This window comes from Ulvibacterium sp. (genome assembly GCF_965248315.1).
Taxonomy (GTDB): Bacteria; Bacteroidota; Bacteroidia; order Flavobacteriales; family Flavobacteriaceae; genus Ulvibacterium.
In genome coordinates, this window is sequence record NZ_CBDFIX010000002.1 from 2,845,554 (window position 1) to 2,867,667 (window position 22,114).

At 39.5% G+C, this 22,114-nt stretch carries 16 protein-coding genes; 8 read left to right on the forward strand and 8 right to left on the reverse strand.

Going from position 1 to position 22,114, the window contains the following annotated elements:
* Positions 1-211: 211 nt before the first annotated feature.
* The 7 genes from ACP2AF_RS13840 to ACP2AF_RS13870 form a co-directional block, all read right to left on the reverse strand.
* Positions 212-898, reverse strand: a complete 687-nt coding sequence (locus ACP2AF_RS13840) for a class I SAM-dependent methyltransferase (protein WP_425236744.1) — start codon at positions 896-898, stop codon at positions 212-214.
* Positions 899-1,175: 277 nt separating this feature from the next.
* A complete protein-coding gene (locus ACP2AF_RS13845; protein ID WP_425236745.1) occupies positions 1,176-1,880 on the reverse strand; it encodes a WbqC family protein in 705 nt (234 codons plus the stop codon).
* A 3-nt stretch (positions 1,881-1,883) separates the two neighbouring features.
* A complete protein-coding gene (locus ACP2AF_RS13850; protein ID WP_425236746.1) occupies positions 1,884-2,966 on the reverse strand; it encodes a DegT/DnrJ/EryC1/StrS family aminotransferase in 1,083 nt (360 codons plus the stop codon).
* The gene (locus tag ACP2AF_RS13855) at positions 2,963-4,402 is read right to left on the reverse strand and encodes a lipopolysaccharide biosynthesis protein (protein WP_425236747.1); all 1,440 of its coding nucleotides are present in this window, start codon (positions 4,400-4,402) and stop codon (positions 2,963-2,965) included. Before ACP2AF_RS13855 ends, ACP2AF_RS13850 begins: the two co-directional genes overlap by 4 nt.
* Entirely contained in the window at positions 4,402-5,271 is an 870-nt protein-coding gene (rfbA, locus tag ACP2AF_RS13860; protein ID WP_425236748.1) for a glucose-1-phosphate thymidylyltransferase RfbA, read from the reverse strand. Before rfbA ends, ACP2AF_RS13855 begins: the two co-directional genes overlap by 1 nt.
* A 3-nt stretch (positions 5,272-5,274) precedes the next feature.
* Positions 5,275-6,342, reverse strand: a complete 1,068-nt coding sequence (gene rfbB, locus ACP2AF_RS13865) for a dTDP-glucose 4,6-dehydratase (RefSeq protein ID WP_425236749.1) — start codon at positions 6,340-6,342, stop codon at positions 5,275-5,277.
* Between the two features lie 722 nt (positions 6,343-7,064).
* The gene (locus ACP2AF_RS13870; RefSeq protein ID WP_425236750.1) at positions 7,065-7,811 is read right to left on the reverse strand and encodes a tyrosine-protein phosphatase; all 747 of its coding nucleotides are present in this window, start codon (positions 7,809-7,811) and stop codon (positions 7,065-7,067) included.
* Positions 7,812-9,005: 1,194 nt separating this feature from the next.
* Between ACP2AF_RS13870 and ACP2AF_RS13875 the strand changes: the two genes are divergently transcribed.
* From ACP2AF_RS13875 to ACP2AF_RS13885, 3 genes are all read left to right on the forward strand, one after another.
* Positions 9,006-9,647: a class I SAM-dependent methyltransferase gene (locus ACP2AF_RS13875; protein WP_425236751.1), complete on the forward strand. Its 642-nt coding sequence runs from the start codon at positions 9,006-9,008 to the stop codon at positions 9,645-9,647.
* Positions 9,648-10,158: 511 nt separating this feature from the next.
* Positions 10,159-10,812 carry an NAD(P)H-hydrate epimerase gene (locus tag ACP2AF_RS13880; RefSeq protein ID WP_425236752.1) on the forward strand — a complete coding sequence of 218 codons (654 nt, stop codon included), beginning with the start codon at positions 10,159-10,161 and terminating at the stop codon, positions 10,810-10,812.
* A gap of 83 nt (positions 10,813-10,895) precedes the next feature.
* Entirely contained in the window at positions 10,896-11,774 is an 879-nt protein-coding gene (locus ACP2AF_RS13885; protein ID WP_425236753.1) for a DUF6268 family outer membrane beta-barrel protein, read from the forward strand.
* Positions 11,775-11,813: 39 nt separating this feature from the next.
* Here ACP2AF_RS13885 and ACP2AF_RS13890 read toward each other — a convergent pair whose 3' ends face one another.
* A complete protein-coding gene (locus ACP2AF_RS13890) occupies positions 11,814-12,422 on the reverse strand; it encodes an RNA polymerase sigma factor (RefSeq protein WP_425236754.1) in 609 nt (202 codons plus the stop codon).
* Positions 12,423-12,535: 113 nt separating this feature from the next.
* Between ACP2AF_RS13890 and ACP2AF_RS13895 the strand changes: the two genes are divergently transcribed.
* From ACP2AF_RS13895 to ACP2AF_RS13915, 5 genes are all read left to right on the forward strand, one after another.
* Positions 12,536-13,696 (forward strand): FecR family protein, encoded by a 1,161-nt coding sequence (locus ACP2AF_RS13895; RefSeq protein ID WP_425236755.1) that lies wholly within the window; start codon positions 12,536-12,538, stop codon positions 13,694-13,696.
* Between the two features lie 203 nt (positions 13,697-13,899).
* A complete protein-coding gene (locus tag ACP2AF_RS13900; protein WP_425236756.1) occupies positions 13,900-17,163 on the forward strand; it encodes a TonB-dependent receptor in 3,264 nt (1,087 codons plus the stop codon).
* Between the two features lie 32 nt (positions 17,164-17,195).
* Positions 17,196-18,662: a RagB/SusD family nutrient uptake outer membrane protein gene (locus tag ACP2AF_RS13905; protein ID WP_425236757.1), complete on the forward strand. Its 1,467-nt coding sequence runs from the start codon at positions 17,196-17,198 to the stop codon at positions 18,660-18,662.
* A 146-nt stretch (positions 18,663-18,808) separates the two neighbouring features.
* Positions 18,809-20,491 carry an FAD-dependent oxidoreductase gene (locus ACP2AF_RS13910; protein WP_425236758.1) on the forward strand — a complete coding sequence of 561 codons (1,683 nt, stop codon included), beginning with the start codon at positions 18,809-18,811 and terminating at the stop codon, positions 20,489-20,491.
* A 6-nt stretch (positions 20,492-20,497) separates the two neighbouring features.
* The gene (locus tag ACP2AF_RS13915; protein ID WP_425236759.1) at positions 20,498-22,063 is read left to right on the forward strand and encodes a sulfatase family protein; all 1,566 of its coding nucleotides are present in this window, start codon (positions 20,498-20,500) and stop codon (positions 22,061-22,063) included.
* Positions 22,064-22,114 lie beyond the last annotated feature (51 nt).

A 22,114-nucleotide genomic window follows, 5' to 3' on the forward strand; every position in this document is an offset into this window, starting at 1 on the left:
AGTCGGACCAGGTGTTTTAACCTATATTTTTGAAAAAAGGTGAGTTTCAATTTAGCCCCTTTGCATAAATCATTGACAATGGCTTTGCAGTTCCGTCCGCAATTACCATCCTTACAGGCAATTATTAGTAAAAGCACTATAGGTCGTGAATTGTCAAACGATGCAAATGTTTGTTATCAGCAACCCCGATAGTACCGAAACCAAGTAATTTTCATGCCTGTTTGTTATCAGCAATATGCCTAATAGCAAAGCTGGGACTATTATTCAGTTCAGCTGTCAGGAATATTATTTCCCAGTTAAACTTAACGCAAAACTCGTAAACCGCTTCGATAACCCCATATCGTACTAATCCATCCCAATTGCCTATAATATAATCATGCCCGGCAATAACTCCACCTTCTTTTACTTTTTTACTATAAAGCTCTAATTCGTTGATGGTTGTTTTATAGGAATGGGATGTATCAATATACACCCAATCAAAATAATTGTCTTTAAAATTATCGACTACCGTTGTCGACAAACCTATATTGATTTCAACCGTTTTGTCTTCAATATTTTTCTGAAATCTACTTTCAACTTTTTTTCGCTTATCTTGGTTATAACGTTTACTCCCCCAAAAATCAACTAAATGTAATTTCTTAGGTTTATTAATGGATAGAATTGAGTTTGAAAAATCACCTTCATCAACTCCCAGTTCCGCTACCGTACCATTTTGAGGTAGAATTCGTAGTAATTCTTCCCTCGTGGCTATTAACTTGGCGTTTCTAATATGCATATTACTAATCTCATATTTGGGAATTGCCTGCGAAGCCCGAGTGTTTGCTTTTTTTACTTTGGGTAGTATTACTCTCTTGTATAAAAAGGCAGGTAGCTTTTTGAACATTGGACTTTTTTTCATTTTCTTCGTTTTATTGGTTACTACTAATAGGTAGAAAATGATAAAGTCCGGGGAGGGATTACGTGGCCATTTTCTGGACACAATGTGCTAGATGCACCATAAATAAATGTAGAAGCTTATTAAGCTTTAATTTTCAGAAAGTTACGTTTTTTTTCTTAAATAGTCTTTAAGCCTGAATTATTTTCTTGAAACAAGATATTTGTTCATACCTTGTGATTTACTGAAATAAATTTTTAAGTAATAAAAAACTTTAATCCTATATAGTTTCGGATTACAATTATAAAAGTCTATACTGGTCAAGAAGTCTATGGATATCTTCCTTGGAATTGAACATCATAACATCAATTATTGAGAGGTTCGGAGTAAACTTACAGTTGAACTGGGGATATTTAATGGACTCAGGTCTTAAAAAATCCAATTTAATCCCTTTGTTTTCAAAAAAATTTTGGCAGTACAGGTCCCTTCCTCCGATTGGATTTACATAAATAGTCCCTCCTAAATCCTTCGTAATGTTTACCAACCGATCGGATTTTTCTTGACCTTTGGTGTAACTAAAAGAAGCGGATGAAAATTTAAAATCCACATCTATTCCTAAATACTCTGACACTTTTTCTACCGAAGTTGCAGCTAGTCCGGAAATGGTATCAATCTCAGAACGGAATATTGACTCAACCAACGGGAAAACTTCCGTGAAGAAAGGTGCTTTTGAATAGGCGTGCCTAATGGTAAGAGGTATCGTATCAGGATATCCTTTCATTTTCGTGGCAATCCCTACTTCGTTAATTAACTTGTTTTGGCTTCTTTTACTGCATGGCACGGTAAAATACCTTTCCTCGTTCCTATGCAATATTTTATTCCGATTAATAAATCCTCCTTTGATGAAATTTACATCATCGGCAAAAACGAATACATCAACTGCATTCACAAGTTGAAAATACCCCAAGTAGGGGAACAGATAAGGCTGCATCATGGCTACTCTCATCTCCTAGTTATTTTGCGCTCTTAGTAACAATCTACATATCATATCTACTTCTTCTACCGTAAGATCGAAGTACAGAGGCAAACAGAATATACGTTTGGAAATATCATCGGTACACTTAAGCGGTCTTGATTCCAAATAAGGTAACGAGGATGTTAAGGACGGGTAAAAATAGCGTCTTCCAAATATTTCGTTCAACTTAAGCAGATCAATACATTTTATTAGTAATTCTTCACTATCAAAAACTATCGGATAGTAGGCGTAGTTCGCCTTGGAATCCTTATGCCATTCGGGCTTTATTCCTTTAAAGTTCTTTAGTTGTTTATCGTAACGTTCGGTCAATAATTTACGCTTATCATGAATGGCCTGAATGTAACTGAAATTGGCCAAACCCATTGCAGCATGGAACTCTGAATTCTTACCGTTAATTCCTAAATTATAAAACGTTTCCGGACCCGAGTGACCAAAATTTCGCATGTGGGCCATTTCTTTTAACAGCCGTGATTCTTTAGTAATTACCAAACCACCCTCACCTGAGTGAAATAGCTTGGTCGCATGTAAGCTACAGGTAGAAATATCACCATAATTAAAAATAGAGGTACCATTAACTTGGACTCCAAATGCATGGGCGGCATCATAAACCACTTTAAGCTTATGCTTCTTTGCTATCTTTTCAATGGCCAACACATCACATGGATTGCCATATACATGTGTTGCCAAAATGGCCGAAGTTTTGGCGGTGATTGCGGCTTCAATTTTAGTGGGATCAATATTTAGGCTTTTGGGGTCTATATCTACGTAAACGGGTTCGCAATTTTCCCACACAATACTACTGGTAGTTGCTACATAAGTAAAGGGTGTGGTAATAACTTCACCTTTCAAACCCAATGCCTTTATTGCCATTTGTAATGCCACAGTACCATTGGTCACGAATAATAGATGGTCAACGCCAAGATAGTCTTTCAGTTTCATTTCAAGATCACTGGCCAAAGGCCCCATATTGGTGAGCCACTGACGTTTCCAAATGCCATGCAATAAAATATCATAGTCCTCCTTAGGTGGTATAAAGGGTAAGGTAACAGGTATCATAACCTTCGGTTTTTTATAATTGTTATAAGGGCATAAAGAGGGCTTGCCTTAAAAAACGAATGAATCGATAGGTAAAAGGTAATTCCAATTAACGAAGCTACCATTAATTGTACGAGATTGCCATAGTCGGTAAATATACCAACTGAATGGTACATTAATAAAAAAGTAAGACCGGCCACGACCAAAATAGGCAGCATATCCAGTAATTGCCGTTTTGTACTATAGTCTATTAATTTACTAGCATAATAGGTATTGATAAGCAGACTAACAAGAGAAACGAAAACGCTACCCCAGACCAGACCTAGAACTCCAAATTGAAAGCCGATTATCAAGGCCAGAACAAGGATCGACCTTTTAATTATATCTATTTTTAGAAACAGATCACTTCTGCCGTATACCTTAAATACGTTGACGTTAAAAGCATGTATGGGGAACAACATGCCAGCCAAGCTCAATATTTGGAAATAGGGTACCGCAGGTATCCATTCCGATCCGAGAACCGAGTCGAACAAAGGTTCGGCAATGGCGGCCATACCCAACATCAAAGGCGCAATGATAAAAAATGCTATTCGAAGTAAATTCCTGTAGATCATTGCCAATTTCGGGGTATCATCCTGCAATTGGGCCAACATGGGATACGTAACCTTTCCAACAATATCGGTAATAGTTTGTGAGGGATATTGACTAAATCGCCTTGCCCTTTCAAAATAACCCAAGGTCTGCACCGGGAAAAATTTCCCAATGATGATATTATAGCTGTTTTTAAAAATTACATCCATTAATCCTGCTAACATCAGTTTGTAGCCAAAATTATAATGGAATTTCAATTTTTCCTTAGAAAAATTCAAACCGGGTTTCCATGATCCTGTTTTCCAAAGTAATATTGACAAAATGGCTTGTGTAGTCATATACATCGACACGATACTCCAAACACCATAATCATTGTAACCCAGAAAAAGACCCACACCAACGCCGATAATAATGCTCGGGACGTTTAAAAGTGCCAACTTTTTAAATAGCATTTCTTTATTTAAAATGGCCAGTTGTATTGCGGAAAAGGCTGATATAATAAAAGTTAAGCAATAAATTCTAATGACTTCTATAAGTATTGTTTGTCCAAAAAAAGATGCGATATGGGGTGCTGCGAAAAACATAATGGCATATACTAGTAGACTCATGGCCATATTCATGTAAAATACCGTAGTAAAATCAGAATCATCCGCATTTTTTGTCCTTATAATGGAAGCGGTCATCCCACTATCTACTAAAGACGTCCCAATGCCAATAAATACCGCAATCATTCCCATTAGACCAAAATCTATGGGCCCTAGCCAACGAGCTAATAGGAGCATGGTAACGAAGGAAAGTCCTTTTAAGAAAAAAGCCTCGGCAAAACTCCACACAACACCGGATATTGTTTTTTGTTTTAAGGACATTAATCCAACAAATTTTGAAGATAATTGTAATATTCCCCTTTTAATTCAAAAATCCTTTCTTTTAATTGTTCTTTGTCTATCCATTTATAATTTAAAGCAATCTCCTCCAAACAGGCAATCTTGAGCCCGGTTCTTTTTTCAACAGCTTTAACAAACTCCGTTGCTTCCGTTAAAGCCTCATGGGTTCCTGTATCCAACCAGGCAAAACCACGACTTAAAATTTCCAGTTTTAATTGTGTCCGATCTAAATACTCCTGATTTATTGAAGTAATTTCCAGCTCGCCCCTATCACTAGGTTTTACGTTCTTCGCAATTTCTACCACACTGTTGGGATAAAAGTACAAGCCAACTACGGCATACTTGGATTTGGGGTTTTTTGGCTTTTCCTCAATACTTAAAACGTCCTTATTTTCGTTAAATTCCACCACACCATAGCGCTCAGGATCTGTTACATAATTACCATAAACAACTGCCTTTTTTTGTTCTTTCACAATTTTAATGGCCTTAAGCAACAACTTCTGTAATCCGGCGCCGTAAAAAATATTATCACCTAGGATTAGGGAAACATCATCATCACCAATGAAACTCTCCCCAATGGTAAAAGCCTGTGCCAAACCATCCGGAGATGGTTGCTCCGCATACGATAATTGAATACCAAACTGTTTCCCAGACCCCAACAATTTTTTAAAATTTGGCAAATCCTGTGGTGTTGAAATTATCAATATCTCCTTTATGTCGGCAAGCATCAGGACTGACAAAGGATAATAAATCATTGGTTTGTCAAAGATAGGTAGCAATTGCTTACTTACACTCAATGTCAATGGGTGCAATCTTGTCCCAGAACCTCCTGCTAAAATTATTCCTTTCATGCGCTATTTGTACTGTAATTTATAATATTCTTGGTACGCCCCGCTGGTTACATTACCTAACCACTCCTCATTGGCCAAGTACCAATCAATAGTTTGTGAAAGTCCTTCTTCAAAGGTCACGGTCGGGCGCCAACCCAATTCTCTATTAATTTTGGAAGCGTCAATGGCGTAACGTAGGTCATGTCCGGGACGGTCTTTAACATAAGTTATCAGTTTCTCACTGCTCCCTTTTTCACGATTTAGTTTTTCGTCCATCTGCTGGCAAAGTAATTTTACTAAATCAATATTTTTCCATTCGTTGAAACCACCAATATTATAGGTTTCCTTGTCTACACCTTTGTGAAAAACAAGGTCTATGGCAATGGCGTGGTCAACAACATATAACCAATCCCGGGTATAATTACCATCTCCGTAAACTGGCAACGGCTTATTATGTATAATATTATTTATAAATAGTGGTATCAGCTTTTCAGGAAAATGGTTGGCTCCGTAATTATTTGAACAATTGGTAATCACATAAGGCAAATTATATGTTTCACCGTAAGCTCTTACAAAATGATCGGAACTAGCTTTGGAGGCAGAGTAAGGTGAATTGGGGTCATATGGGGTCGTTTCTCCAAACAAGCCGGTTTCGCCAAGGGTGCCGTAAACCTCATCTGTACTAATGTGGTAAAATCGTTTCCCCTGCCAATTTTCTTTCCATAATGCCATAAAGGCATTTAAGAGTATCATGGTACCCAAAATATTAGTTTTCGCAAAGGCCAGGGGATCATTTATTGACCTGTCCACGTGTGATTCCGCAGCTAAATGAATAACTCCATCAAAACGGTATTTCTCGAAAATAGTTTTTACATAATTTTCATCCGTGATATTTCCTCTGAGAAACGTATAATTTTCTTTTCCTTCTATGTCAATTAGATTTTCCAAATTGCCAGCATAGGTCAATGCGTCTAAATTATAAATATGATACGCTGGGTACTTGTTTACAAATCTTCTAATAACATGGGATCCGATAAAACCGGCTCCGCCAGTAACCAATATTTTCTTTTTTGAAGTAGTATTATCAATCATTTCTCGAGCAATTTCGTTGAATTATACATTTAGATACATATGATTAACTTTTTTTAAACGTTTTTTAATCTTATTAATTATAAGAAGAATGGATTAGATGCGATTTGCTTATTCTCCTTCCAGTTTCCATCTCGCCTTTAAGAAAGTAAATTCCATTGTAAGCATTTTAGCTAAACTTGATATCGAAGATATTGCACTTAAATAGGTTTGTACTTTAATTTTCGATTAAACGCCTAAAAATGATATAATCTGCACAATTTTCTTACAAGTTATTCTCTCCGATTTAGTTATTTAAATTGTTTTTTACAGTTAAACGACACCTTGAATTCGAAAAATTATTTAAGATCGTCTATACTAGGGTACATTATCTTCAATCGTAATGATAGAGGCCATTAATGCGATAACACTTGCATACAGTTACTGATTTTATGAGCCATTAAAGGTTTGGCTATTTTAGTTTCATTTTTCCCTCTGGTCATTAAACTTTAAAGGTGTTCTCAGTAGCTCGTTTCGGATGGTACGTATCTTGTTTAAGTATTTACTGTTACGTCATATTGTTGTAAATATCTTGAGTTTGTGCATCTAATAGGAGGTCTTGGATCATCCTTCTGAGACTAATTAATTCAGTTCACCGGCATTTATTGTTCAATTTCAGTGAAAAGGAATATATGGTAGTATTGTATTCTAATAGATTGACAATAATACAAGGCTTGGTCGAAATTCTAACTGTTGTTGAAATGAAGGTTGGTTTTCTCCAGAATGGGTTGTAAAGTCTTTATTGTTTTGTCATTCACCTGTACTTCTTTCAGACTGTTCAATTGACTGGGGTTATGAACATCTGAACCAACAAAGTCAATTAGGCCTTCTTCCAACAGTTTAAAGGCCATTCGCTTCACTTGTTTACCATAGTATTTACCAAGGGATAACAGATTCAATTGATACAAAACCCCTTGCTTCTTATATTCGTTATGTTTTACTAGGCTTTCATGTAAATATAGATATCTTTCCGGATGGGCCAGGATTGGAAAATACCCTTGCTTTTTTATTTTCTGTATAGCATCGTCAAAATTGATAGATGCTTGCAAATATGACATTTCCACTAATAGGTAATGACTTTCTATTGGCATAATATCATCACTCTCCAAAATCGATTCAAAATTGTCATCTATCATGTGCTCTGCGGCTGCATATAAGGAGATATCTTTTACATCCTCTTTTAACAACTCGTTTTTTAGAATCAGTAATGAATCCTTAATGGTTTCCTGATTGTTACGGTAGTAATGATGCATTATATGCGGGGTGGCAATAATGCTCGAAATGCCTAATTCTGCAAATCCCTTAATTAACAAAATGGATTCTTCAACGGTTTTTGCACCATCGTCAATACCAGGTAAAATGTGATTATGGATGTCTACAAGACCCTCTAAATAATCAACTAAAAACTTTTTACTAGAAAAAAAATGAAGCATGTTTGTAATAAATGCCTAAATGAAGCTGTAAAGATACTACTTATGGATAGCAATTGCGAAAAGGCCAAATATCTTTAGAATCGAATATGTGGATTTTCCATGAAACCGCTATGGTGAGTCACAACAAAATCCTTTAGATCTTGTATAGTAAATTGGTTATACAACTCTATTTCTATTTTGATTTGAGGTCTTCTTTTTCCTCGGAAGAATCAATAATTCCTTAGGTTTTGGACTTCTTTCCTAGAACAACAATACCATAAATTTGAATAAAACTACAATAGAAACCCAATACAAAACGTTTGTTTTTCGACTTATTGTTCAATTCTATGTATGAAACAGTATTTGTTATTACTGGTTGGAAACCCTTGATTTTGTAGTACGAAACTTATAATGGATTGCGGGCATTACTGAATAACGTGTCATTTTTTCCAAATATGGAAGTAGCTAATTTGAGAAAGTTGGAAATTCATAATATAGTCATTTTTAGAGGAATGCTTTATGCTAAAATGGATTTAGAAGGACAATTTGGGGAAAGATTTGAATTGGATTATACAATGTCGTTTATCTAAATTAATGATAGATAAACGTATTTGTTTTACACTGATTCTTGGTATTCCTATTATTGCCCGAAATTAAATAGTACAGTTAAATTAAACTCCCATTTCTAATTCACTACTGGTGATACCTCGTCTTTATGCTAATGCCATTATCTATTGAAGGTTAGGCCCTTGATTATGTACATCGGTCGAAATAGGAATTTAAGCAAGTAGAAAAAATAACCATTAATATAAATTATTGATTATGACAGAATCAAACGTGATATGCCCCTGTGACAAAGACAGTAGCTTAAGTAATCGTTACCAAACCTATTGGAAGTGTGACTCATGTGATGAGAAATTTCCTTGTGTCAGTGCCATTCCCAGGCTTTATATGGAGGATTCCCTGGGTAAAGAAGATAAAGAACTTATGGATAATGTTTATAAATATTTTGCATGGTTCTACAATTTTTGGAATCCTTTCTTTATGCTTCCGGTTAGACCAATCAAAGTGTCAGTACGTTACTGGATCGTGTATTTTTTAATAGTTTTTTGTCTTGGTTTTTCCGTATACAACCTGATAAACTTAGTCGTATTTCGCGGCATTGGCAGTATCACAATCTTTGATTTTCTATGGTTGTTGCCCTTATTAATCTTTGTGTTTATACAAATAAAAGATCCGCGATATGGCTACTTGTTCCTGCTCACAATACCGATTAAGATTTCACTGGCAATCGGTAATTTTAAGCCTAAGAAAACTCACGCCGCTGTCCACCAGGATTTTCTAAGAGAATACTTAGAATCGAATCAAAAAGTAAAAACGCTTGATATTGCCAGTGGTAGTGGAAATTCCCTCTTTAGGCATGGCTATATGAATTTAAATGCCGAATATACCGCCGTAGACCTTTCTGCAGGGATGATTGTACAGGGAAGACGTCTTATGAGCAAGCAGAAGGCTCCTGCGAATTTTATTTTGGCTGATGCAACCAACCTTCCCTTTAAGTCCAACTCATTTGATATTACCACAAATTATGGAGCGGTTAATGGATTTACGGACCCAAAAACTGCTTTGGCCGAGATGGTTAGAGTGACCAAAAAAGGTGGAAAAATTCTTTTTCTGGATGAACAGGAGTATAAAGCGTCCAATTGGTTGGAACATTTTTATTTCAAGAAAGTATTTGCGTATCATAACACAACTATAGGGTGTCCCGTAGACTTGCTACCGGATGAACTTGAAGATATAGAGGTACATCAGGTATATGAGTTTGTTTATATATGTACAGCAAGAAAAAAAGCATAAGCAAAACTCACAAACGCGTTAAGTAAAAATAGACTTCTTAATAAGGTAACCTGGTACACAACAGACAAGAAAGGTTGCCTCTTACGGGCTTATCAAAAATGGAGGGTTAGAAAATTCGGAAACTATTTGGCTTTCATTATAAAATCTCCCTGATCCATAATTCCAATACTTCATGAATTAAGGGGTCAGGGTTTTGGTGTTCACGTAAAGGGTCGAATGCAGGTAGGTTGTCATCCGCTATTTGGGATGGTCCGATTTAGAAAAAGATAATGGTGCAAGTGCGGATCAACGGAACTAATTTGGTCAGTGTTAAATGTTATGATTACATTTCTAAATAGGAAATGACATACTTATACTCTATACAATTGGATGTATGCTTGAATTAAATGTTAATTTTGAAATCGTAACGCATTCAAAATCAATTGTTTCAGAGGGTATTAATGCCGAGAACTGATTTTGTTTTGGTAAACCTGACCCCTTATAGTACTAAATAAACCGTAGAATAAATCTGATGAAAACTGAACCCCTGTCCCTGAAATCATTTATGGAGATGGATTACTTAGCGGTGAAGAAGTACAACCTGCCCATTGAACTTATGATGGAAAATGCAGGATTGCAATTGGCGCGCTTCACTACAAATAATGCTTCAAAAAATGATAAGATTATAATTGGTATCGGGAACGGAAATAATGGAGGTGGAGGCCTGGTCGCTGCCAGAAGATTGGCCGCCTGGGGATATAATGTTTATCTTGATGTGGCCGTATCCATTACCAAGGAACTACCCAAGGCACAATTGAAACGAGCGTTATCATTTGGGGTAAAGGAAGGTTTGCCTGATCAAAAAGATATTTGGATAGATGCTTATCTTGGTTTTTCCCAGCGATTGCCTCTACCTCGGATATTCTTAGAAAAAATCAATATGGCAAATGCATCCGGGGCTCATAGAATTTCACTGGATATTCCTTTGGGAATTTCAAGCAATGGGCCGTATCCAATGTTTATGGCCGATGAGGTATTGACTCTGGCTGCGCCCAAAAAGATTTTAAAGGCACTTTCACCTGAAACCGATATTTTTGTTGCGGATATTGGAATTCCAGAGGACATTTACAAAAAATTCAAAATAGAAATGCCAAAATTTTTTGAACGACAGATTCTGAAAATCTAGATTTATACACCTTTTGAGTGATAAAAGACAGTATACAAAAACAACCAACCACTATTTTATTAACGGGAAGCTAAACCGATTTCATGAAGGATAAATTCCTGTTATTTTTTTTGCTTTTATGCAGCGTGTTCGCTTGCGGTCAGCTTTCCGATTTAGCTAGAATAGAGTATACCCTCTTACCTAAAGGTACCACCAATGTCGACTATCGCAGAATTCGTGGATTATTTAGCTATCCAATAAAAATAAAAGAAGGGAATTACCTATTGCTTGGTTTGGATTATAGCAACATTGAATTATCTTTTGACTCAAGTATAGATGCCTTTGATACCGAGGTCTTACAAGATTTCCAGTTACTCGATATCAATTTAGGTTATACTTTTAAGTTGGATCAAGACTGGAGGGTAGGAGCCAGGTTTACACCGGGTTTCAGCTCAAATTTGGTAAAGAACATTTCTTTGGAAGATGTTGTTTTTTCCGCTGATTTAGTTTTCATAAAGGATCGGACGAAAAACACGGGAACTAAAAAACCATCGCGACTTATTTTAGGTATTTCTTATTCGGAAAACCGGGGATTTTCCTATCCTATTCCCTTTGTTAGCTATTATCGGAAATTTCATCCGAAATGGTCCTATAACCTTGGCATACCAAGAACTAACCTTCAATTTCACATTTCAAGGAAATCAAGGTTGAAACTAACCGCCGAGTTGGATGGATTTACGTCAAATATACAAGAAGCTCTTTTGGTCAATGGGACTGAAAGTGCTGAAAAAGTCAACTTATCCCTGGTGGTAGCCGGCATAAGATACGAGTTTAAATTCGGCAGGAATTTAGAGCTCTTTTGTACCCTGGCCAATGTGTTTTTTAGCAATGCGGAACTGCTCGATGCCAAAAATAGAAGGGTAATCGGCATAGATAAAAATAGTACTGCCTATTTAAGGACTGGACTGCGATTCAAAATTTAGATTTTAAGAACTGCTTAACTGACATCCATGGGGCTATGGTTAAGATAAAGGCGAGGTTTTGTCCAAAGACCCTCGCCTTGTCAAAAGAAAGAGGAATGTCTTAACCTTGCTACCCACATTTTTCCGAATTATTTTAAAAGATTTTGTAATCTGGGCCTCGACCGTTTTAATGGAAATATTAAGATATTCTGCTATTTCCAGATTGGTGAGTCCTTCCTTCCTGCTCAATGTAAATACTTCACGACACTTTGGAGGGAGGTTTTGCACTTCCTTCCTAATCAAATGTAAAGCTCTTTCCAAGGAGATATTATCATGTCCTTGCACTGCCTTTTCCAATCCTTCAAAATATTTGCTTTCCAAAATCAGTGTGGATCTCTGTTTTTGATACTGGTTTACAAATTCATTGTAAACAGATTTTAGGAGATAGTTTTGAAGGGAAGACCGGATCGCCAACTTTTTTCTTCTTTTCCAAGTACTAAAGAGCACATTTTGTATGATATCCTCGGCTGTACCATAATCGTTGGCAAGGGTTAGCGCATATCCGAATAGACGTTCGTAAAAACGATCCACCAAGCATTCAAAAGCTTTTTCCTCCCCGTTGCTCAAGCCTTCCAGCAGTTTTTTTTCGTTGTCGTAGATATACTTCAAATTGACTTAATCGCTATAAATAATGCCTTTGTTGGGCAAATATTAAAAAAAAATGGCTTAAAAGTTAGGGTATCGCAAAATTCCATTGTCTTTTATAAAAGTGAGGAACATCCATGTCATCAAAGAAAATAGAAGATTTCATTATAAAATACCTCTGCAACGAAGCTACTAAGGAAGATTTAGATCAATTGTCCAAATGGATTTCCATTGATGGTAACAGTCGCATTTTTGACGAGTATGTTAAAATCTATTACGAAGTCACTACAGCTATGAATAAACCACCAGATATAGAAAAGATCAAAAAAAATCTATTAAGAGACATTCAAAAAGATAGAAAGCGTTCCAGGATCCTTAGCGTTCAGAATTACTTTAAATACGCCGCAGTATTTGTTCTTTTTTTTGGTATAGGGTATTTGTTATGGCAAAGTATTCCTGATTCAAAACCAACAAATATTTTGAGCCCTAAGGATGAGCCTGTTACCATTACATTGGACAATGGTACTACTAAAATTATAAAACCGAGTGAAATTAGTGTTTTAAGAGATTCCGAGGGAAATATAATAGGGAAACAAGACCAAACCCAACTTACCTACTCTAAAGATGTCGAAACCGAAGAATTGATTTATAACACGCTTAAGGTACCATATGGAAAGCGTTTTGATGTGGTCCTTTCGGATGGGACCCAGGTCTATTTAAACGCAGGTACAACCTTGCGGTATCCCATTAATTTTCCAAAGGGTAAAAAGAGAAATGTTTTTTTAACAGGGGAGGCTTACTTTGAAGTGGCAAAGGACAATGCCCACCCTTTTATAGTCTCTATCGGTACTATGCACATAGAAGTCCTTGGCACAGCTTTTAATGTGTCCAATTATTCCGAAGATAGTAGCATGAGCACCGTTTTAGTAGAAGGATCAATTATGCTATACCAAGAGAAGGATGAAGATGCTCTTGGTGGTTCAACGCTTTTGGAACCAGGGTTCAAGGCAGAATGGAACAAAAAGAATGGTAACATGTCCATAGAGCAAGTAGATACTAAAATATACACCGCTTGGGTAGAAGGCAAACTTGTTTTTCGCAATACACCTTTCTTAAGGATTAGACAATCCTTGGAACGTAAATACAATGTAAATATTCAAAATACAAACAGTGATTTAGACCATCAATTGTATGATGCAACTTTTGATATAGAAACCATTGAGGAAGTTTTGGAGTCGTTCAAAAGAAGTTATGAAATTGAATACTACATTGAAAACAACGAGATAATCATTAAATAATCCAAAATGTAAAGCATATGATCTGATATCCTTAAAAACCATAACGCAATTCACTAAACATAAAAAAATCGGAAAATGCGGACACATTTCCCGATTTGGTAAAGTGATTTAAACTAGTTAAACCAATTAAGAACACTAAAATTATGAAAAAACCCTCTAAAATGGGGAAGTTGATGTACTTCTTTCCTATAATTAGTCTGAAAATGAAACTTACATTTCTTCTAACCGTAGTTTCCTTGATTCAAATACAGGCTAATACGTATGCCCAGAACGAAAAAATAACCCTAGATCTTGAGAATGTCACAGTTCGGGAAGTAATTGATGAGATAGAATCTTTGTCGGATTACAAGTTTTTGTTGAACCGTAGAGATGTAGACCTTAATAGGACAGTTAGTATAAAGGTGAAGAAAAAGCCCATAGCGGCTATTTTATCCAGATTGTTTAAAGGTACTGATGTAGGTCATGAAGTCCTGAACAAACAGATTATACTAAGAAAAACCGTTACTGGCACAATAGTCCCAGAGCGTTCCGATGGTGGAAGCCCTCCTGTTGAAGAGATGCAATATCAGGTTTCGGGCGTCATCACCGATAAGGAAGGCGTGCCATTACCAGGTGCAAGTATTGTGGAGAAAGGTACTACCAATGGAACCCAATCTGATTTTGATGGAAACTTTTCATTGGGTGTTGCCGATGAAAATGCCATCCTTGCAGTGTCCTATATAGGTTTTGCCACACTGGAAATCCCTGTTAGCGGACAAAGTTCCATTGCAATAGTCCTTCAGGAGAGTTCGGAAGGACTTGAGGAGGTAGTCGTAGTAGGCTATGGTACGGTCAGAAAAAGTGATGTTACGGGAGCCGTATCCTCGGTAGCTTCTGAAGACCTTACCGCTTTGCCCGTCCAGGATGTACAGCAGGCCTTACGAGGAAGGGCCGCTGGGGTACGGGTCATCCAAAATTCCGGTCAACCGGGATCTGCGGTTCAAATACAGGTCCGTGGCGGCAATTCCTATTTGGGGGACAACAATCCGTTGTATGTGGTAGATGGCTTTCCGGTTACCGGTGGAATCGATTTTCTGAACCCCGCGGATATCAAGACCATCGATATCCTTAAAGATGCTTCTGCAACCGCCATTTATGGATCCAGAGGCGCCAATGGGGTGGTCATGATTACTACCAAAGGGGGACGAAAAGGGGAACAGGGCCGTATAGAATTCGATAGTTATTACGGGGTACAGCAGGTTATCAATACCTATGACCTTATGAATAGCCGGCAATTTGCCGAGATAGCCAATATTCAGGCAGAAACCGAGGGGGCACCCATGCCTTTTGACTTGAATAATCTACCGAACATAGAGACCGATTGGCAAGATCTTATTTTTAGGACGGCCGGCATCCAAAGTCATACCTTGACGTTCTCCGGGGGAAGTGAAAAGTCTTCCTATTCCGCCTCGGCCAACTACTTTGAACAGCAAGGGGTAATCATTAGTTCTGGTCTTAAAAGGGGATCTGTACGCCTGGCCTTGGACTCCCAGGTAAACGATTGGGCCAGGCTTACGGCAAGTGCCGTGGTAACGCGTTTGGAGAATGACGATGCAGCAATAAACAATGGGTCGGGAACCGGGAACAATGTTTTTACCGCTGCCATAGCGGCACCGCCTTTGGTTGCCCCTTTTGATGAAACCGGTAACTTTAGCGATGTGGGGGCATTCCCTTTTAGTCCGGTTGCCATCAACAATCCCCTGGCTTGGGCACAAAGGCTCAACCAGTTACAAACAACCAAGGCTTTGGCCAATATGGCCTTTGAATTTAAACTTGCCCAAAATTTAAGATTCAAGGTCATGGGAGGTGCAGAGCAGGAGTTTATAGAGCGAAATATCTATTCCCCATCTATACTGGACAACGTCTCTCCCACGGGAAGCGCTGATACTCAATTGAGAAGGAACATTTCCTTTCTTAATGAAAATATCCTTTCCTATGATACACAGATAGGGGAGGACGATAACCTTTCTGCCGTAGCCGGGTTTACAATACAGACCTTTGAAAGCAAATTCAATCGTTCCCAAGCCACCGATTTTCCCACGGATGCCTTACAGAACAATAATCTGGGCAGTGGAGCCACCACCCTTCCCAATGAATCGGAAGTCGAAGAATGGACGTTACTTTCATGGCTGGGACGGGTGAACTATAACCTGGACAATAAATACTTGTTCACGGCCAGTATCCGTGCTGATGGTTCCTCAAGGTTCGGAGAGAACAACAAATGGGGCGTGTTTTCCTCCGGTGCCTTTGCCTGGCGTATAAGCAATGAGAACTTTCTTAGGAATTCCGAAACCATATCTGATATGAAATTGAGATTGGGCTATGGGGAAACCGGAAGTACGGCGATTGATCCTTTTCAGTCCCTGAATAGGCTGGATCAGACCCGGGGCACTTTCGGCAATACCGATGTAATCGGGTTTGCCACAGATCAAGCACCGAATCCAGATTTAAAATGGGAGACCACGGCTCAATTAGGTGTTGGACTGGATATGGCCTTCTTTAATAATAAGTACCGTCTTACCGTAGATTATTATGATAAGAGAACCAAGGATTTACTGGCCATAATACCTTTGCCGGGCTCGGTAGGTTTTGATGAACTGATTACCAATCTTGGGGAAATCAGAAACTATGGGATGGAATTTAGCGTCGGGGCCACCTTGTCTGGAGGTAGTTTTGGATGGGATATGGCCGGTCAGTTATCGTTTAACCTTAATGAGGTAATCACCATTGGAGAGGATATTCTGGGGGATGGTTTGGGCATTCCCTTTGATGCGCCTGTTAATATTGCCCGGGAAGGGGAACCTCTGGGTATGTTTTTCGGATTCCGAGAGGATGGTTATGACGATCAAGGGGTCATACAATTTGTGGATCTCAATGGCGACGGGGAGATTTCCAATGAAGATCAGGAGATTATAGGAAATCCCTATCCTGATTTCGTCTATGGATTGAACAATACCTTTACATATAAAAACCTGCAGTTGAACATCTTTATTGAAGGTTCCCAAGGGAACGATCTATTCTGGGCCACTGGGGGCGGGATTACCAACTCCTTTAGTCAGGGGAGCAACCAATTGGTAGATTTGTACAATGATTTTTGGACCCCACAGAATACCGATGCTGCATATCCCAGGCCCACGGAAAACCGATCACAGTTTAGGGTCTCGGAGCGATTTATAGAAGATGCTTCCTTCCTACGTTTACGGAATATTAAACTGTCCTATAACCTACCCGTGGACAAAATGGACATTGGGATTAAGTCGTTGCAAATCTACGTGAGCGGACAAAATTTGTTGACCTTAACGGACTATCCCGGATTGGATCCCGATGTGAGTACGCGCTCAAGAACTGGTGATCTGCGTATTGGAATAGACCAGACCGGATATCCCTCAGCAAAGATTTTTACGCTGGGCCTTAATCTCCAATTATAATGTGTAACGGGAAAACATTTAAATCCAAAAAAATGAAGAAGTCAATAGCAATATATATCATTTTGGCAGGCCTGTCGCTCATACAATGCGATGAGGCCCTAACGGAAGATCCACCAAGCTTTTTGGTGAACGAGAATTTTTATACCAATGAAGCCGATGCCCTATCCGCTTTGAACGCTGTTTATAGCGTCTTGAATACGGGTGGAGGTTTTCCGGCGATATGGTTCATGTCATTACTGGAAAACAGGGCGGAATATTCCAATGGCAGGGGAAGCCAAATCCCCATTAGCACCTATGATGTGCCCCTGGACAACAGTAATCAGAACAGGGCGTTCAATACTTATAATGATATGTACGTAGGCATCAACCGGGCCAACGCGGTTTTGGGAAATGTCCCAGGAATTGATATGGATGGGGATTTGAAGGCACAATACTTGGCCGAGGCCAGGGTTTTGCGGGCTTTTTTCTACAGTAACCTGGTCAAGTATTGGGGCGGCGTTCCCTTACGGGATACGGAGTTTACCAATTTGGATCAAATTCCCCAACCCCGGGCCTCTGTGGCAGAGACCTGGGAATTTATTATAAATGACATTGCCGTAGCGCTCCCCGATTTGGCCCCTTCCTTTCCCGATGGCCAAAGCGGTAGGGTTACTTCTTGGGCGGCAAGAATGCTCTTGGCCGATGCCTATTTGAATACCGAAAATTGGGCTGATGCCAGGGACCTGGCCGATGAGGTAATCAACAATGGCCCCTTTTCCTTGATCGAAGTACAGGAGGCTGATGATTTTTTACAGATATTTGGTCCGGAGGTCATAACGCACGATGAGGATATATGGTCCGCTCATTATAGTGCTACAAATGGCCACAATATTCCCACTTTCATTCATGATAGGGATTTGGGGTATTCTGTGGGCGGGTTTCGTGCATGGCTCCCTGTGGAAAATTCCATTTTAGGGAATTGGGACACGAATGACCTGCGCCAGGAATTCAACATATATAGATTTCGAGTAATTGAGGGCGATACTATTTTTGTAAATCAACAGACTCCGGTTTTATTTAGAAAGTATAGAGATCCTGATGCAACCGATAGCAATAACGCGCGTAACAACATTCCTTTCTTTAGATTGGCGGAGGCCTACCTCATCTATGCAGAGGCGGCCAATGAGGCCAACGGCGGGCCCGATGCCCTGGCCCTTGAGCGGTTGAACATGATTCGTAGACGGGGTTATGGTTTCGACCTAAATAGTATTTCACCAGAAGATTATCCTGCTGGATTATCGGCCTCTGAATTTAAAGAAAGAGTACTGAATGAAAGGGCCTATGAATTTGTTTTGGAGATGAAGCGGTGGAACGATTTGTTAAGGACAGGAACGGCTCGGGAGGCGGTTGAAGCTACAGGCAAGGCCTGGAGCGATGTAAGTCTACTTTTTCCTTTACCTATAAATGAGATTAACAATAATCCTGCGTTGAGTCCAAGCAACCAGAATCCCGGATATTAAAAATTGTTGTTAGTTTGAGTTAGTTTAAATTTGAAAGGGCAGGTAATTAGCACTACCTGCCTTTTTTAGGTATTCTTTGAAAAAAGTAATACAACTTTGGTAGCCCCGATGTAAAATATCAATTATAAATCCAAATAAGAATGAGAATGAGACGAGCAATTGGTACAGTTTTTTTAATTACCGTTACTGTATTTCTGGTATTTGGCAATGTCCAACCTTTACATGCGCAGAAAAAGGAAAAAAGGGCTGACGTTATTGTATATGGAGGCACTTCAGCAGGAATAGCTGCTGCCATACAAAGTAGTCGAATGGGAAAATCAGTGATCTTGATCGAGCCCACAAATCGCATAGGTGGACTAACCACAGGAGGATTGGGTCAAACGGATATAGGCAACAAAATAGCTATTGGCGGTATTTCCCGTGAATTCTACGAGAACATCAAGACGCATTACGATGATCTTTCTAATTGGAAATGGCAAAAGAAATCCGAATATCTGGATGGGGGACAGACCCGTACAGAGAAGGGAGAAAACTCTATGTGGACTTTTGAGCCTTCTGCAGCGCTTTCTGTGTATCAGGATATGATTTCAAAGGAGGATATTACCCTGGTCTACAATGAACGCTTAAATAGGGAGAAGGGCATAAAAAAAAGGGATGGGAAAATCTTGTCCATACAAATGGAAAGTGGCAAGGTCTTTTCCGGGAAGGTGTTTATCGATGCCACGTATGAAGGCGACCTTCTGGCCGCAGCAGGAGTTACTTACACCTATGGGCGCGAGAGCAATGATCAATACGGGGAAACCCTTAATGGTGTACAGGCCAATATAAAGAATACTTCCTTATTGGGTGTGGTCTCCAAAAATGGCTTCAACCATAATTTTGTCCAAGGTGTTGATCCTTATATTAAAAAGGGGAATCCCGAAAGTGGGTTGTTGCCCGGTATACATGAGAAACCTGGTCTCGAGGGTTCCGGGGATAGGAAAGTACAAGCCTATTGTTTTCGAATGTGCCTCACGGACCATCCTGAAAATCGCATACCCTTCGTAAAACCCGATGGGTATTTAGAAATGGATTATGAACTGCTCCTGAGAAACTACGAAGCAGGATTCAACGGAGTTCCCTGGATCAATTCCAGCATGCCTAATCGGAAAACGGACACCAATAATAGGAATGGTTTTTCAACGGATTTTATCGGGCAGAACTACAATTATCCGGAGGCCTCCTATGACGAAAGGGAAAAGATAGTGGAGAAGCATCGCAACTACCAAATGGGTCTCATGTGGACCTTGGCCAACCATCCTCGAATCCCGGAGAAAATCCGCAAAGAGGTTTCACGATGGGGAACGGCAAAGGACGAATTTGAAAGACCCGATGGCTGGCAACAACAATTATATATTCGTGAAGCACGGCGTATGGTAAGTGATTATGTAATGACTCAACATAACTGCGAAGGGCTTCATATACCCAATGACCCTGTTGGACTTGGTGCCTATGGTATGGACAGCCATCATACGCAGCGGTATGTAGATGCCAATGGATTTGTACAGAACGAAGGTAACGTTGAGTGCAAGGTAAAGGCACCTTACCCTATAAGTTACAAGTCCATAGTACCCAAGAAGGAAGAATGTAAAAACCTACTGGTCCCCGTTTGCTTGAGCGCAACCCACATCGCTTTCGGATCCATACGGATGGAGCCGGTATTTATGGTATTGGGGCAATCCGCCGCAACGGCCGCTGTTTTGGCTATTGATACTGGAAGTTCCGTTCAGGATATCCCATATCGTAGCTTGCAAAAAAGGCTTTTGAAAGATAAACAACGGATAAGGTAATTCACAATGGTCAACAACAGCATTGCTTGGGTAAGAGGTCTCCTGTTAATGGGATTCTTTTTTATTTGCTCCTGCAAGAAGGGGGAGCGGGCAGTTTCTAATGACCTTCCAAATATCGTAATTATCCTGGCGGATGATTTGGGATATGGGGATTTGGGATCGTACAACACCGAATCCTTGATTCCTACGCCCCATTTGGATAGGTTGGCTTCCGAAGGCATTCGTTTAACAGATGCCTATTGTCCTGTTGCGGTGTGTTCTCCTTCCCGTTTTGCACTGATGACGGGTTCATACCCGTGGCGTAGTTGGAATAAACATGGGGTTTTAGGAAATTATGAACCTTCTATGATGGATGAAGGGCAACTAACACTTCCGCAAATGCTACAACAAGCTGGCTATATAACGGCGGGTTTTGGGAAATGGCATTTGGGCGCATCCTTTCCAACAATCGATGGACAAAAACCAGCGGGTTATGGAAAGTTCCGGGCGGATGACAATGGAGCAAATCTTGATTTTTCAAAACCTGTTTACGACGGACCTGTGGATCATGGGTTCGATCATTGGCTAGGCTTTAGTTGTGCGAGCGAATGTTTTGTTCTTAACGGAAAACAAATCATTGGTGCTTTACAACATGATTACTATACCACTGAAGCGGCTTCGGATACCGATTACTTGCAGTTAATCCCTATGGACCATTATTTGCCCTATATTACGAAAGCCAGCTTAAGGTTCCTGAAGGGTCAAAAAACAAAAGAAGAAAAAAAGCCTTTCTTTCTTTATTTTTCCCCTTATGTTCCACATACGCCTTTAGCTCCCAGTGGGAGATTTAAGGGAATAACAGAGGCCGGTGAGTATGGGGATTATGTGCATGAACTGGATGATGCCATTGGGCAGATTCTGAAAACCCTGGATGATTTGGGTTTAACAGAGGATACTATCGTTCTTTTTGCCAGTGATAACGGATCTGCCTTTCAAGTCAGTTATAGGGGAATTGAAGATTCCGATAAGCTCAACCGAACTGGCGGACATCCCGTACGCATAGCGGAATACATTCCCAAGGATTCCATAGATACCTTCGGAAAGAAGGCCCATTACCCAAATGGGCAACTAAAAGGAAGGAAACAGACAGCGTGGGAGGGTGGAGTGCGCACTCCCTTCATAGCGCGTTGGCCTGGTAAATTCCCGGCTGGAACTACCAATGACGAGCTGTTTGCCCTTAACGACGTCATGCCCACCCTGGCAAAAATTGTAGCCTTTGAATTACCTGAGAAAGCTGCACTGGACGGCTATAATTTGTTGCCTATATTGAAGGGTAAAAAGAAAGGTGAAAGAAAATCGGTAGTGGTACAATCTAGCAATAACATTTTTGGTCTTCGAATGGGCAAATGGAAATATATCGATGCTGAAAATCATGAAAGCGAAGAGGCCACCGATGAATTATATGACCTGTCCGAAGATATTTCAGAATCTAAGAATTTGATCAATAGCCATCCCGAAGTTGCAAAAAGGATGAATGAAACTCTCAAAACAATTATCGATAGCACATTATCGAATGCCAACGATCATAATTAATAGGTGCTAGCTTTAATACCATAATGTTAAAAAATCAAAATCAAACGCAGT

Bases quoted from the DNA above. Each gene is read 5' to 3' on its own strand.
- ACP2AF_RS13870 (WP_425236750.1), bottom strand. From the start codon at position 7,811: ATGCTTCATTTTTTTTCTAGTAAAAAGTTTTTAGTTGATTATTTAGAG.
- ACP2AF_RS13905 (WP_425236757.1), top strand. From the start codon at position 17,196: ATGAAGAAGTCAATAGCAATATATATCATTTTGGCAGGCCTGTCGCTC.
- ACP2AF_RS13895 (WP_425236755.1), top strand. From the start codon at position 12,536: ATGTCATCAAAGAAAATAGAAGATTTCATTATAAAATACCTCTGCAAC.
- ACP2AF_RS13900 (WP_425236756.1), top strand. From the start codon at position 13,900: ATGAAACTTACATTTCTTCTAACCGTAGTTTCCTTGATTCAAATACAG.
- ACP2AF_RS13910 (WP_425236758.1), top strand. From the start codon at position 18,809: ATGAGACGAGCAATTGGTACAGTTTTTTTAATTACCGTTACTGTATTT.
- rfbA (WP_425236748.1), bottom strand. From the start codon at position 5,271: ATGAAAGGAATAATTTTAGCAGGAGGTTCTGGGACAAGATTGCACCCA.
- ACP2AF_RS13845 (WP_425236745.1), bottom strand. From the start codon at position 1,880: ATGAGAGTAGCCATGATGCAGCCTTATCTGTTCCCCTACTTGGGGTAT.
- ACP2AF_RS13850 (WP_425236746.1), bottom strand. From the start codon at position 2,966: ATGATACCTGTTACCTTACCCTTTATACCACCTAAGGAGGACTATGAT.
- ACP2AF_RS13915 (WP_425236759.1), top strand. From the start codon at position 20,498: ATGGTCAACAACAGCATTGCTTGGGTAAGAGGTCTCCTGTTAATGGGA.
- ACP2AF_RS13880 (WP_425236752.1), top strand. From the start codon at position 10,159: ATGAAAACTGAACCCCTGTCCCTGAAATCATTTATGGAGATGGATTAC.
- ACP2AF_RS13840 (WP_425236744.1), bottom strand. From the start codon at position 898: ATGAAAAAAAGTCCAATGTTCAAAAAGCTACCTGCCTTTTTATACAAG.
- ACP2AF_RS13885 (WP_425236753.1), top strand. From the start codon at position 10,896: ATGAAGGATAAATTCCTGTTATTTTTTTTGCTTTTATGCAGCGTGTTC.
- rfbB (WP_425236749.1), bottom strand. From the start codon at position 6,342: ATGATTGATAATACTACTTCAAAAAAGAAAATATTGGTTACTGGCGGA.
- ACP2AF_RS13855 (WP_425236747.1), bottom strand. From the start codon at position 4,402: ATGTCCTTAAAACAAAAAACAATATCCGGTGTTGTGTGGAGTTTTGCC.